General features: G+C 64.0%; 13 protein-coding genes and 1 riboswitch. Of the genes, 5 read left to right on the top strand and 8 right to left on the bottom strand.

From position 1 onward, the window contains the following. Positions 1–20 precede the first annotated feature (20 nt). The 7 genes from QHC78_RS18775 to QHC78_RS18745 all read right to left on the bottom strand — a co-directional run bounded on the left by QHC78_RS18775 (position 21) and on the right by QHC78_RS18745 (position 5,272). Positions 21–1,340, bottom strand: a complete 1,320-nt coding sequence (locus QHC78_RS18775) for a type II and III secretion system protein family protein (RefSeq protein WP_319747289.1) — start codon at positions 1,338–1,340, stop codon at positions 21–23. Positions 1,341–1,354: 14 nt separating this feature from the next. After that, entirely contained in the window at positions 1,355–2,317 is a 963-nt protein-coding gene (gene cpaB / locus QHC78_RS18770; protein WP_319747287.1) for a Flp pilus assembly protein CpaB, read from the bottom strand. A 48-nt stretch (positions 2,318–2,365) separates the two neighbouring features. Continuing rightward, complete coding sequence (locus tag QHC78_RS18765) at positions 2,366–2,893, bottom strand: TadE/TadG family type IV pilus assembly protein (RefSeq protein ID WP_319747285.1); 528 nt, start codon at positions 2,891–2,893, stop codon at positions 2,366–2,368. Next, positions 2,890–3,528 (bottom strand): TadE/TadG family type IV pilus assembly protein, encoded by a 639-nt coding sequence (locus QHC78_RS18760; RefSeq protein WP_319747283.1) that lies wholly within the window; start codon positions 3,526–3,528, stop codon positions 2,890–2,892. The genes QHC78_RS18765 and QHC78_RS18760 overlap by 4 nt, the downstream gene beginning before the upstream one ends. Positions 3,529–3,553: 25 nt before the next feature. Beyond that, positions 3,554–4,099, bottom strand: a complete 546-nt coding sequence (locus QHC78_RS18755; RefSeq protein ID WP_319747281.1) for an A24 family peptidase — start codon at positions 4,097–4,099, stop codon at positions 3,554–3,556. Between the two features lie 60 nt (positions 4,100–4,159). After that, entirely contained in the window at positions 4,160–4,345 is a 186-nt protein-coding gene (locus tag QHC78_RS18750) for a Flp family type IVb pilin (RefSeq protein WP_319747279.1), read from the bottom strand. 132 nt (positions 4,346–4,477) lie between these two features. Further along, positions 4,478–5,272, bottom strand: coding sequence for an MHYT domain-containing protein (locus tag QHC78_RS18745; protein ID WP_319747278.1), 795 nt, complete (start codon positions 5,270–5,272; stop codon positions 4,478–4,480). 357 nt (positions 5,273–5,629) lie between these two features. Here QHC78_RS18745 and QHC78_RS18740 point away from each other — a divergent pair, with 357 nt between their 5' ends. The 3 genes from QHC78_RS18740 (at position 5,630) to QHC78_RS18730 (ending at position 10,041) form a co-directional block, all read left to right on the top strand. Further along, the gene (locus tag QHC78_RS18740) at positions 5,630–7,324 is read left to right on the top strand and encodes a ShlB/FhaC/HecB family hemolysin secretion/activation protein (protein ID WP_319747276.1); all 1,695 of its coding nucleotides are present in this window, start codon (positions 5,630–5,632) and stop codon (positions 7,322–7,324) included. Between the two features lie 308 nt (positions 7,325–7,632). Further along, on the top strand, positions 7,633–9,435 hold the full coding sequence (locus QHC78_RS18735; protein ID WP_319747274.1) for a collagen-like triple helix repeat-containing protein: 1,803 nt from the start codon (positions 7,633–7,635) through the stop codon (positions 9,433–9,435). 33 nt (positions 9,436–9,468) lie between these two features. Continuing rightward, on the top strand, positions 9,469–10,041 hold the full coding sequence (locus QHC78_RS18730) for a MarR family winged helix-turn-helix transcriptional regulator (RefSeq protein ID WP_319747271.1): 573 nt from the start codon (positions 9,469–9,471) through the stop codon (positions 10,039–10,041). Positions 10,042–10,116: 75 nt separating this feature from the next. Here QHC78_RS18730 and QHC78_RS18725 read toward each other — a convergent pair whose 3' ends face one another. After that, complete coding sequence (locus QHC78_RS18725) at positions 10,117–11,352, bottom strand: MFS transporter (protein WP_319747269.1); 1,236 nt, start codon at positions 11,350–11,352, stop codon at positions 10,117–10,119. A gap of 114 nt (positions 11,353–11,466) precedes the next feature. Continuing rightward, positions 11,467–11,617: riboswitch (FMN riboswitch) on the top strand. A 108-nt stretch (positions 11,618–11,725) separates the two neighbouring features. Here QHC78_RS18725 and ribB point away from each other — a divergent pair. Together ribB and QHC78_RS18715 are read left to right on the top strand one after the other, a co-directional pair. Further along, complete coding sequence (ribB, locus tag QHC78_RS18720; RefSeq protein WP_319747267.1) at positions 11,726–12,391, top strand: 3,4-dihydroxy-2-butanone-4-phosphate synthase; 666 nt, start codon at positions 11,726–11,728, stop codon at positions 12,389–12,391. A gap of 521 nt (positions 12,392–12,912) precedes the next feature. Then, positions 12,913–13,782: a polysaccharide deacetylase family protein gene (locus QHC78_RS18715; RefSeq protein ID WP_319747265.1), complete on the top strand. Its 870-nt coding sequence runs from the start codon at positions 12,913–12,915 to the stop codon at positions 13,780–13,782. Positions 13,783–13,816: the final 34 nt, after the last annotated feature.

Genomic DNA, 13,816 nt, shown 5'->3' with positions numbered 1-13,816 from the left:
AGGAGATACCTTGCACGGCCTCACTTCGAAAAGCCGGGCAGTTCATCATTACTCGCTATACCCAAGAGGAAGTGTCCCCACGCATTGGCCGGCGTATCGCGCTTCTCGTTCTCGCCCGGCAGCGGGACGCTGACTCCCTTGGCCAACGGCTTGACCAGATGGGGCGTCACGACGATCAACAACTCTTTTTCGGTCTGCGAATACCTCATGCTTCGGAAAAACGTGCCGATAATAGGTAGATCCCCCAGGAATGGGAGTTTGTCGAGGTTGGAAGTCGTAGAACGCGAGACCAGGCCGCCGATGACGAAACTCTCGCCGTCGCCGAGCTCGACGGTGGTGTCGGCCCGGCGCGTAATGATGGCCGGGATCTGGATGTTGTTCACCACTACGCCGTTGGTCCAATCCAGATCGCTTGCCTCGGGCGCGACTTTCAGGGCGATACGGTCCTTGCCCAGCACCGTGGGCGTCAGCGTCAGCCCGATGCCGAAGGGTTTGTAGGTCACCGTGGTCGTGCCCAGGCCGCCGGATTGAGGAACGGGCAACTCGCCCCCGGCCAGAAATCTGGCACTCTGGCCGGACAACGCAACCAGCGTGGGTTCGGCCAGCACACGGGCCAGTCCGTTGGATTCCAGCAAGCGCAGATTGGTGTCGAGCAGGAAATTGCCGCGGCTCAGCCCTAGTGTCAGATCGAAGGCCTTGCCGGCGGGCGCCATGTCGCTGGCCATGCCGAAACTGAAACTGCCGCGGCGGTTGGATGCCGAGAAATTGAAGCCCGCGTCCTTGAGCACCTGCTTGCTGAACTCGACGACCTTGACTTCTACTTGCACGACGCCGCCGGTTTCTATGGTGGACGCGTCGAATACATTCTCGTCGCCCACGGCGTCGCTCGCTGCGGCATGCGCGCGCCGGTGCGCCAGCATCGACGGTGCCTGGCCGCTCAAGACCGACGCCTCGCCATAGATCTGCGCCTTGGCACCATCGCCCTCGCCGACCAGCGTGGCCAGGTCGCCGGTGACCCGTACCAGATAGGCTTGCGGCGCGGCCGCGCCGCGCTCCCAGACCGAGACCATGGTGGTGCCGGGCTTCTTGCCTACCACCAGTACGCCCCCCCTGCGATTGCCACGGCCCTTTTCGATGATGACGTCAGCCACCTCCGGATCGACGACCGCCACGCGCTCGAGATTGCCGGGAATGCTCAACTGGTAATGGTCGCGTACGGCCACCGATATCTGCCGCGGACCGGCATCTTCGGCCGCGCCGGCCGGCATGGCGAAGGACAGCGTCAATGCCATGGCCACCGGTGCCAGACGCCGCACGAAACCCTGATTGCTTTTCTTCATTGAGGTTCTACCCGTTAAAACCCGACGACTTCACGCTTGGTGCCGCGCACGACTTCCACGGTATTGGCTTCTGCCCGCGGCGCAGCAGCTGGCTGGCGCGGGCGAGCGCGCGCGGCCGGCGCGGGACGGGCGCTAGCCCCTCCCGACAAACCCGTCAGCTCCAGGCCGGCATAGGCCTGGTTATCCGCCTGCTCCAGCGCCTCGCGTTGCTCTTTGGTCAAGCTGCTCTTGCCCGCCAGCACCGGAGGCGGCTCCGGAAAGAGGCTCACGTCCGGGGCCGTCGTGTCCGTGGGATTGCGCAGCACGAGTTGCAGCTTGCCGTTCTGCGTGGCAAGCAGCAGGCGATTCACGTCGGCCGTGGGTACCGCCAGTACGGCCGTACGCGCTACCGGAGCGGGATTGTTATTGCGTACGGGCGTGGCACCATCGTCCGCAGGCGCGTCACCCGCGGCCGACGCGCTGCCATAGGTCAGCACGCGCAAGCGCGAGAGCAGCAGCCGGGCCTGCGTCTTGTTGACGTCCTGCCCCTGCTTGAGCGTGAAGAACACATCGACGAAATCGCCGGGCGAGACCCGGTTGCCGGTCCCCACCACTTCGTCCACCGGAACCGCGACCGCGCGTTCGCCCTCACTCAACAGCAAGGTCAGGCCCTTTACGAGGCTGCTTTCGGTAACAGGCGTCCCCGGGCCGATGTCGAACTTCGGTATCTTGCCCGCGAGCGCGCCGACGTCGCGATAGCTGCCGGCCGGATCGATGGGCAAATCCACCACCTTCAATGCGCCGGCCTCGATCGGGACGCCCGCGGGCAACAGCTTGTCCGCGACAACCACGGGCGTCTTCTTCTCGGCCAGCGGCGTGGGCGCATTGACTGGCTTGGCTTGCTGCGGCGGCTTGTTTGCCAGGATAAAGGCATAGCCCCCCAGCAGCACCGCCAACAACACCAGCATGGCTGCGACGATTTTGGTCACGTTGTTCATCAGCTTGTTGCCTCGATACTCTTAAAAAAACGCCACCGCCAGGCACGTTCAGGTACCCGGCAGACTCTTCCCCAACTGCACCGTGGCCGCGGCCGAGAGATCCTCGGGAATCCACGACGTGCCCGGCCCGAACAAAGACTGCAGCCAGCTCCCGAGCGGCAGCATCTCGGGCACCAGCGGGTATTTCCGGTAGCCGGCATAGGTCACGACCAAAGAGGCGCAACGCAGGCCGGCGGTATAGGAACATGCCTGCGGCGGCGACAGCTGGCAAAGCACCGGCCCTTGACCCATCACGGCCCGGTGCTGGTTGAGCCAGTCGACCGACTTGGCGACCGCACTGCAGGCATCGGCCTGCGAAGGCAGCCTTCCAGGCTGGCCGTTCAAGGTCGACTGCAACGCTACGCGGGCGCCTTCTTCCACAGCACGCGACAGCGATTGCTGGACGATGAACAGCCCGCCATAGCTAATGATTCCGAACAGGACGATCAGGAACAGCACAGATACGAGCGCGAACTCGAGGGCGGCAATGCCGCGTTGCGCGGCGCGCGCTACAGGAAACCCGACGGGCCGCGTCATATCCCGCCCCCCGCCGCGGCGAGCTGCAAGGTACCCGGGTCGAGCGTCACGCTGGTCTTTGCCGCCAATACGCGGGGAACCAGCAGCGCCATCCCCGGCAGCGTCGGAACGAGGGGGTGGGCACCGTAGGGGTAGCTTATGTGCAGGATGGCGGAACACTGCTCGCTTGCAGCCGACCCGCAACCCACCGCCGCAACGCCGGCGGCACCACCCAATTGGATCGTGCAGCGGCTGGAGCTATCCACGCTTCCATCGGGACGCACGCAGGGGCCTTCGACCATCGCGGTGCACGCGGGCCCGGACGATGCCACCCCTGCCTGGCCCAGCCAGGAGGCCCTGGCCATCGCTACATCGCAGCCATGCTGGAGCCGCCCCAGCAGCTGCTGTTCCAGGCTGGCCGCGCCAGGCGCGGCCGGCGGCAGGAAATACCGCAGACTGGCGCGCGCGCCGTCTTCAGCGGCGAGCGTCAGCGACTGCTGCACCGTAAAAATCAGTCCGAAGCTGAGGACGCCATAGAACAATGCGAAGAAGATCGGGAAGATAAGCGCGAACTCGAGCGCATAGACGCCATCCTGCCTACGCCGCCCGTTGGCGCGCAGGCCCACCGTTCCATCGACTGCGCTGTTGCTACGCACGGCTCCCTCGCCTATCCCCAATGCCTCAACGCCATTGCACGACCACCCAGGCGGCGATGGCGAGATACGCCGCATAGGGAATGCCACTGCGGCCACCGCGCACGGCCGCCATCCAAGCCACTGCCCGTTGCAGCAAGGGCGACTCCGAAACCAGCCCTTGCGCTGGAACGAGCCGCAGCGCGACCCATGGGCCCACGACGCCATTGCGATGGCAAAAATGGACCAGGCCATGGACGCCTGCCAGCAGACTTCCGATCAACCATACGGACAACAACGGTGCCGCCCCCAGCCAAAAACCCACGACCGCGAAAAATTTGACGTCTCCCGCCCCCATCGCCTTGAAGGCATAGAAAGGCAGCAGGAACACCAAAGCCAGCAACAACCCCAGACCGGCCTCCGGCCACGTTCCCGCAAAAACGGAAGACATGGGACTCGCGACGCCCAACCACACGCACTGGGCTGCCAACCCCAGCAATATCAGCCAATTGAAAATGCGTCGAAAACAGAAATCGCAAAAAACCGCTGCCAGGCAGAAGGCAGAAAAGAGAACGAATTGGCTGCTGTCGTACATAACTGATCGAAAAAAATACCCCGGGGAGCCGAGCCCCCCGGGTATATCGTGACCGACCTATTACGGGTTCGTCGGAGCGGCCGAAGTAGGCAGCTTGGCAACGATCTTTCCAAACATTTCATTCAGCCCCGTTCCGAGGTTGGTCAGAACCCCAATAATGACGACAGCAATCAAACCCGCGATCAGGCCATATTCGATAGCCGTGGCGCCGTCTTCTTCTTTCAGAAACTTGATTACCTGGTTCATTCTAATCCTCTTTGTTGATAAATTTAGATACCTTCATGACTGCAACCAGCCATAAACCTTTTTATTTTGAGCAGTTTTGCGATATCACCTCCCCAAAATAACCACAACAAAGCGAATTTCTGGAATCGGCCATTACCGGCCGCCCGGCCGCTGGCGCGAATAAATCAGGTGGTCGACCCGCTGAGCCGCATGGCTCCGCGCCTCTTCCGAGCTGCGATGCAGCTCGATCCGCATGATGATCAGCGTGACGACCGAAATCAGGAATACCGCATACGGCAACACGCCGCCGTCCAACTCCCACCCGGAAAACTGGCGAGGCGTCGAACAGACGATGGTCCCCGCTGCCGCGCCGACGTAATGCATGCCGCACACCGCGCCCGCCATGACCAGGGCCGCCAGCACCCTCTGGACCTCGGTGGTGAGGTTGAAGGCCAGCCAGATGGCCGCGGTCGCCGCGGCGACGGCTATCGCGACCGAAAGCAGCACCAGCCCTGGGTCCCAGAGGAAAAAGGCATCCATGCGCAGGGAGCCCATGCCGATGTAGTGCATGCCCGCCACGCCGAGTCCGGCCAAGATTCCAGCCCCAAGGCAACGGCGGAAGGAAAACCGGGCGCCGCCCACGTACCACAACGCGGCGCCGGCAAGAACGACCGCCACCGCAAGACCGAGCAAATTGTGCGAAACCCCGTAGGCCACACCAAATGGAATGATTTGCGCGAGCATGCCGAGAAAATGCATGCTCCATATACCCACGCCGCCCAGCGCAATACCCGCGACAGCAACGTAGCCAACCTGAACCCGGCCGCGTATATTGCGAATTCTGGCTGCAGCCAATAACGCCACATACGCACCCAATGCCGAAATGACAAAGGACAGCGCGACCAAGCTGGCGTCGAAACGTAGAGGGAGAATATCTCCGGGCTGCATAGTCTCTCATAATGTAACGCTCGGTTACGCACACCCTACAGGCATCGTTCCGAGCTTGTCAATATCCGTTCAGCTAAGAATTCCTATTAATCGGATGAAAGCAATAACGGGCATTTGAATCCGGCACACCCCCCCTAGAAGGCCGGTAGATAATCGCAAAACTGCGATCATTTCGCGGAACAGGAAACCGCTCTGTTAGCAGGGATTTTTAGTATCTTCCGGTAACGTCCTACAAACGTCCCACTGTAAGAAAACCACCGAAAACAGCCTCTCTCGGGAGGCGACGCATCCTAAGACGGTATTGATATGGCACACTGCGCGGCTGGCAATTGTTTACGGTGACGGGCCCAGACTCCCATGATCTTGCACGCCTCGGGCAAACCCCAATTCCGCCAGCAATATTTGGCCGTTCTTCTGACGTGGCTGGCAACGCCGTGGATGGCACAAGCAGCCGATAGCCCGCTCCGCGGAAATCCCGCCGAGTCACTGCCCCCTGTCTCCGTTCCTACCCCCAAGCCGGCGCCGTCGGTGTCGGTTCCGGCTCCGGCTCCGGCCGACGCTGTGCGGGGCATCCTGTCTCACCGCCTGGTGCCGCGTCAGTTCGACGTATCCGGCGTCACGGCCATCGATTTCCAGAAAGTGATCGACCTGCTCGAGCCGCTGGCGGGCAAGGACGTGACAGTCGCCGACCTCATCCAGCGCACGAATGCCATCACCCAGCTCTACCGCGACGCGGGCTACGCACTGTCCTTCGCGCTGATCCAGTCGCAGGACTTCCGCGATGGCCTGGTCAAAGTCACCGTGGTGGAGGGCTACGTGGAGAGCACGCGCATCGAAGGCGATGCCGGAGCTGCCGCCGACAAGGTCAGGGAGTACGCCGCGCGCATCGAGGCCGAACGCCCGCTGACCCGCGCCACGCTGGAACGCTATCTGAATCTGATGACCACAGTCGCAGGCGCGACAATCAAGCCTGAACTGAGCATGCCCAAACGTGCGGACGGAGGTACCGAACTGGTACTGAACGTGGAGCACAAGCGCTTCCGCCTGGATAGCGGGATCGGCAATCTCGGCACCGGTGTCCATGGGATGCTGACAGCAACGGCCAACGGCCTGACGCCGCTGGCCGAGCAGGTACAAGTCACGGCAGCCGTGCCGCGCGGAGGCGACGACCTTGAGTACTACGCCGCCAATGTCGCGGTGCCGGTAGGCAGCGACGGCCTGACGGTAAGGGCCGATGCCTACACCTATAGCGCCAGTCCTGAAAACGACAGCCTCAATGCCTTGAACATCGACCGCCGGGTACGCAACCAGCGAGCCGGGCTCAGCATGAGTTATCCCTTCCTGCTGCGCAATCGCGAATCGCTGACGGGTACGGCGGGCTTCTACGCCTCGCGCAACAACGATACGTACACCAGCCGCATCACCGGCGCTCAAGTGACGCTGTCCAACCACCTGCGCGTCGTGCGGGGCGAACTGGCTTATGCAAAGTCCGGCGACAAACAGTCGCGCCGCATCACGGCCGGTATCTACAAGGGCATCGACGGCCTGGGGGCCGAGCAGAGCCTGAACAGCAGCTACGACCTCGACTTCACCCGCTATACGCTGGCAATCAACCAGAGTTTCGCCCTGCCCTACGAGTTCGGCGTCTCACTGGCGGCGCTGGGGCAATACAGCTCCGATTCGCTGCCCACATCGGAACAGATCACCTTTGGCGGCCAGCGTTTCGGCCGCGGCTACCCGGCCGGTGAACTGGGCGGCGACAAAGGCTACGGCGCCTCGATCGAATTGAATCGCCGCTTCGGCGTCGGCCTGCCCTATCTTCACAGCGTGACGCCTTATGTGGCGGCCGACTATGCGCGCGTCAGCCTTAACGACAGCCGCTACCGGCTGGTGACGGACACACTCACGTCCGTCGCCCTGGGGTTGCGCATCACCGACCAGCGGCACTATGCGTTCGACGTGAACGTCGCCAAGCCGGTCGGCGACAAACCCGCGAACAGCAGCGACCGCCCCCTGCGGGTCAACGCGAACTATTCATTGCGCTTCGAATAAAGCGCCGTTTCGTTACGTAACACGTGCCGCCGTGCTACGTAACGAAACCTGTCGAACAAGCTTTCCATTCAGGCTATTCGCAACATAGTCTCAGCGGAACGAATTTTTCTCGTTTTCGATTTATCCCCGATTTGCAAGGTTTTCCGGCCATCGCCGGTGCATCCCGCGCCCTATCCGTCCGCCTTCGCAACACATTGGCACAGGTTTTGCTCAATGGGGCTGGCAGGCAGTGTTGCCGCATCAGCGATAGGGGAAAAAACATGCATCAAGAAAATACGAAACCGGGACCTCGCGTTCTGGTTGCCGCATTGCTACTCGCACTCTCGACGCTGGCCGGCTGTTCGGGCTCCGGCGCCATCACCTCGGGCCTCGGCAACGGTGGCAGCGGCGGCGGCGATCCGACTAACCCTAGCAATCCGGGCAACCCGAGCAACCCCGGAGATCCCAGCAATCCGGGCGACCCCAGCAATCCGGGTGATCCCACGAACCCCGGCAACCCTGGCGATCCGAACAATCCCGGCAACCCCGGCGACCCCAGCAACCCCAATCCCGCCACCCCGGTCAGCGGCGTGCTGGCGCCGAGCCTCGGCAATGTTGGCCAAGCCGTGGACAATGTCGTCGATACCGGCCTGGCGGGCACACTGGGCAATGTCGGCAGCAAGCTCGACGGCGTGGTCGCACCCGTGGGCAACACCGTAACCGGCCTGACGCAGCAAGTGGGCGCTGCCACCGGACTCGGCGAACCTGTAGACAATCTGCTGACTTCCGTCGGCGGCACGATCAGCAACCTGGGCGGCACCCTGGACAACACCGGCCTGCCGGTCAACACGGGCCTGGGCGGCGTCGTCCAAGGCGTGGGCGACACGGTCGCGAGCGTGGGCGGGCTGCTAAACGCGTCGGAAGCCAACCCCAACCCGCTGGGTACCGTTCTCGATAACGCGACGGGTACCGTCGCCACCCTGACCGGCGCGCTCACCAGCGACGGCGGTTTGCTGAGCCCGGTCTCGCAAATGCTCAATAACCTGGGCGAAGGCGGCGCGGTCGAAAATCCCGTGCTGCAACCGGCCCTGAGCAACACCGGCGCGGCCGTGGACAATGTACTGGGCAACACGGGCCTCGCGCAGACCCTGGGCGACTTGGGCGCCGGCCTCGATCCCGCCGTAAGCCCGATCGCCGGCACGGCAACCGACCTCACCCAACAGGTCGGTGCCGCCACCGGACTCGGTGCTCCCGTCAACGATGTGCTGACCTCGATCGGCGGCGCAGTCTCCGGACTCGGCGACCAACTGGGCTCCAATCTTCCCGTGGGCGGCAGCGGCGTGAGCGGCCTGGTATCCGGGCTGGGCGATACCGTCAGCAGCGCGGGGGGCTTGCTGCATGCGACCGAGGGCAACACGAATCCGGTCGGCAACGTGCTGAGCAACCTGACCGGCGCAGTTGAAAGCCTCACCAGTGGCGTTGGTGTCGGCGGCGGCGAAGGAGGGGTACTGGCTCCGGTCACCGGCATCCTCGATGGGGTTACCGGCGGCGGCGAAGGCAATGGCGGCCCGCTCAGCCCTATCCTGGGTCAGCTCGATGGCCTGCTTACTGTCGGCCTCGATCCGAATGCTCCGCCCGTCCTGCAGCCCGCGCTGGCAACGACCGGCAGTGCCGTCGACAACGTTCTTCCGGTCGGCGCCGAGGGAACGCTGGGTAACGTCGGTACGGCGCTCGACCCCATCGTCAGTCCGGTTGCCGGCCTGGTGACGGACTCTACGCAAACCCTGGGTGCCGCGACCGGCCTGGGCGAGCCCGTCAACGGCTTGCTGGGCTCGGTGGGCGGCGCGATCAGCGGCGTGGGCACTCAAGTGGGCGGCAACGTGCCCGGCGTCGGCGGCCTGATCGAAGGCGTCGGCCAGACGGTTTCCAGCGTGGGCGGCATCCTGCATGCCACGCCGGAAAACACCAACCCCGTGGGCAATGTGCTGAACAACCTCACCGGGGCGGTGGAGAACCTGACGGCCGGTATCGGCCAGGGTACCAACCTGGGCGGCGGCCAAGGCGACGGCGGCCCGCTCTCGCCGGTGACCGGCCTGCTGGGAGGCCTGCTCGGCGGTCTCGGCAAGCGCTGATAAGGAGTAGCCATGCTTCACTGGGAGAACGCAATGAGTTCCTCGAGCCATCTGGCGCACGAGCCGGTGAGCCGAGAACCTGAGGAACAGGACAACGACAGCCAGGAGATGCTGAACAGTATCGTCACCATGCTTGGCCGGCGCTTGACGGTTTACACCTCTCTATACCAGACAGCATTGGCAGAACGGCTGGGGCTCGGCATGGTGGACGTGAAGGCGCTCGAACTGGTCATCGAGTTCGAGCCCATCACGACCGGCCAGCTGTCCTGCCTGGCCGGCATCAGCTCGGGCGGGACGACCGCCGTGATCGATCGGCTCGAAGCGACCGGTTTCGTCGTACGCGACAAGCACCCGCTGGACCGGCGCATCGTCGTCATCCGGCCGGTGCGGGAAAAGTGCGTGGAAATCGAACGCCACATGCGCGCCGTAGCAGAAGACGTCGCGCAAATCGGAGCCCGCTACGAACACGAGCAGTTGTCGGCCGTGCATGGTTTTCTCGCGCAATGCGTTCACGCGCTGAAGACCGAGGCACTGGGCATGCTGGGAGACGGCTCGACCCAGCATGAGGGCAGGCGTCCTACAACGGCAAAGAAAACGTTGGCGTAAAGCCTGTCCTGATACTGTTTTCTTGTTTTTCCATTAGCCCGCTATATGCGGGCTTTTTTTCGCCCCGCTCTGCCGTCACCGTGCCGCCGGCCGGCGCGCGAACCAGGCCAGAGAAGCCAGTTGCAGGACCCCCAGGGTCGCGAAGGCTATCGCGTAGGCGCCCGGGCGGCCCATGCCGGCTTCGCTGAGCCGGTCCACCACGACGCCTATTCCCCATTGGATGAAGAATGCGCCGACAAAGACGAACATGTTGTAGAGCGTGACGAGCCGCCCCGCCGCCGCCCTGGGAAATTGGGCGGAGAGGTAAGGCTGCATCACCATGATGGGCGCGACGGCCACGGCCATGACCAGCCAGAGCAGCCAGCCCAGCGTCGCCGGGGCCGCCGCAAGCAGGAGGACGACGGCAAAGCAAGAGACATAGCCGGCCAGCGCAATCTTGAGGAGGCCGAAGCGCCTTTGCAGCGCTGGACTGGCAAACCCCATGACCATATAGCCGAGCATCATGGCGACCATCATGACCAGCAGCAGCGAAGCACTGCGCGCCGGACTCATGCCCGCCACGTCCGTCATCCAAGGCCCCGCCCACAAGGTCTGCAAGGCGATGATGCCGCCTTGCCCGATGGCCGAGAGCGGCAGCACCCGCAATATTTCCGGATGGCGCAAAAGGAGCCACAGGGACGCCTCGTCCTCCCGCTGCGCGGGCCCGAGCACGCGTACATCATGGTCTGGAACGACCCGCCACAAGAGGACGGCGACCACCGCCAGCGAGATTCCGGACAACAAGTGCACGCTGCGCCATCCGAAATGGCTGGCCAATACCGCTGCCGGAGATGTGAAGAACACCGCGCCGCCGGTGCCCGCGACAAGCAGCCACAAGCCGAGCTGGGCCTGCTTCTCGACCGCGTAGCAGCGGCGGAAATAGGAGAACGGCGCCATCAGGCTGGCCGCAACGCCGGCTCCGATCAATATGCGGCCCGCCGAGGTCGTGGCGAAATTCCCCGCCCAGACCATCACCAAAGACCCGAGTGCCGCAACGGCAAGCAGGCCCGCTTCGACCCGGCGCGCGCCATATTTGTCGAGCCAGACGCCGAGCGGCGCCTGCATGGCCGCGAGCGATATGAAAAACGCGGAGGAGAGCCAGCCGAGCTGCGACTTGCTCAGCGACAGATCTTCGGTAATGAAAGGCGCCAGCGCGGCATTGACCGACCGCAGGCCATAGGAAAAGAAATACGCGGCGGCGAAACAGGCGAAGATCAACAGGGATTGGCGCCCGCCGATTTGGGGCGGACGAGGGTCGGCATGACTGGACATCGGTAAACAGGGTCTCCTCGTACGGCAAGGATACCCGAGCCGCCTGCAGCCCTTCCGAGGCCGACGGGCGCCCATCACTTCTGCTACCATAGCCCCTATCGCCCTGCCGGGGCGATGCGTCTTCAGGGCGGGGTGAAAATCCCCACCGGCGGTAGGGTGCTGCATGGCACCGAGCCCGCGAGCGCTTGCCGGTCGAACGGCAAGGTCAGCAGATCCGGTCCCAAGCCGGAGCCGACGGTCACAGTCCGGATGAAAGAAGACGGGAACACGTTCCGCACGCCGCCTGCGTTCGCGCGGCCGGCAGCGGTGCGCCTCCTACGGCGATCTCCTCGCGCCATGCCCTGAACGCTTCCTGTTTTTTTGGAGCGTTTTCATGCAGTCCCTGCAGCTTTATTTTCAAGCCACCACGGCCGAACAACGTGTGGAAACCGCGCTTGCCGCGTTGAAGCTCGGCAAGCCTGTCGTCCTGCTCGACGACGAAGACCGCGAGAACGAAGCGGATCTCATCGTTGCCGCTGAAGCCATTACCGAGCCCGTCATGGCCCGGATGATCCGCGACTGCAGCGGCATCGTCTGCCTGTGCCTGACGCCCGGACATGTCGATGCGCTCGGCCTGCTCCCCATGACCACGCGCAACCGCAGCCGCAACGGCACCGCCTTCACGGTCAGCATCGAAGCGCGCGACGGCGTCAGCACCGGGGTTTCTGCGGCCGACCGCATCACCACTGTGCGCGCCGCTCTCAGCCGGGACCCCGCGGCCCTGGTGAGCCCGGGGCACATGTTCCCGCTTCGCGCTCACCCCGAAGGAGTACTGGGCCGGCGCGGCCATACCGAGGGGTCGGTCGACCTTGCCCGCATGGCGGGTTTTGCGCCCTCCGCGCTGTTGTGCGAACTGATGCATGACGACGGCACGATGGTCCGCGGCGACGCAGCCCTGGCCTACGCCCGCGAATACGACTGGCCGCTGCTGACGATCGAGGACATCGTCCTCTGGCGCACCCGCACGGAAACATCCGCGGCGCAAGCAATCGCGGCCTGAGGCCGGCACGGCATAGACTTCACCAGCATCGCGTCCCCTCGCGCTTTCCATCGCGACGCGCGGCTTGCCTGGGGCTTCTACGGGCACCGGCTCGCGCTCTACCGCGCCACGGCGCCTCACACCGGATTCTCGCTGCTGCGGCAGTGGGGCCGCGGCCTGCCGGCCGGATGCATCGTATTCACCAGCAACGTCGACGGGCAATTCCAGCGCGCGGGCTTCGGCGAAGACCTCGTGAGCCACGGTTCACTGCACTTCCTGCAATGCCTGGAGCCGTGCAGCGGTGCCATCTGGCCGGCCGATGACTTCATCCCGGACGTCGACGACGCACAGTGCCGCTTGCGCAACGACTTGCCCACCTGCCCTCGATGCCGTCCGTTCCGGAGTAAAAACGGGTCGGGACAGGCCCTAGGCCTGCTGGCCGGACAACGCGGGGGTTTTCCTCAAGTTACCGACATTGTTTTATCTGGCTAGACTTTCGTCGATCTCTTCCCCTATATGCGTTGCTATCGGCGATGGGAAGCATGAATACCGACAACATAGAGCCCCCCCGCATCGCCCGCCTGCCGGACGACTTCCGCTGGCCTGGCGGCAGACGCGTTGCCGTCATCTTCAACATCGCGTTCGAAGCATGGTCGGACGGCCAGGCGCCGGGCATCGGCCCGATGGGCAACGTGCTCAAACCCGGATACTTCGATACCAACGCGCACTCCTGGGCCGCCTTCGGCATCCATCGCGGAATCCATCGATTGATCGGTATTGCCGACAAACACGGAGTCAAGGCCAGCGTGATGGTCAACGGCGTCATTTGCGAGCGCGACCCGGACACGGTGCGCCGCATCGCGGGGCTCGGCCACGAGATCGTCAATCACTCCTGGGGCATGGACGTCATTCCGGTCTACCTGGACGAAGCTGCAGAGCGGCAGAACCTCGAGCGCAACCACGAGCTGTTGACCCGCACGTCGGGCGTAGCGCCCACCGGCTGGATCAGCCCGCGCGGGACCGGGAGCCTCATCACCTCCCGGCTGCTGGCCGAAGCGGGTTACCTCCACCACGGCGACGTGAACGACGACGACCGGCCATACGTCATGGAATTCGGCGATCGGCGCATCGTCGGCATTCCTCTCACCATGGACGTCAACGACCTGCCCACCTGCATCCGCTATGGCCAGGGCCCCCGCCACATGCTGGAGATCTTCGAGGACTGTTTCCGCGCATTCCGCGAGCGCGAAAGCGTACCGCTCATGCTCGACGTGACCGCACATACCCATGTCATGGGCCGTCCCTCCGGGGCATGGGTCTACGACGAAATCATGCGCCGCGTCGGACAGGCAGGCGATGTCTGGGTATGTACCCGGCAGGAAATGGCCCGCTACGTGCTGGACACGATCTGACCACGTTATGCTCCTCCTGTCCCATCCATCCCAG

The organism is Pigmentiphaga sp. (assembly GCF_033795525.1).
In the GTDB taxonomy this organism is placed as follows: Bacteria; Pseudomonadota; Gammaproteobacteria; order Burkholderiales; family Burkholderiaceae_B; genus Pigmentiphaga.
This window is presented reverse-complemented; position numbering and strand designations above follow the sequence as displayed.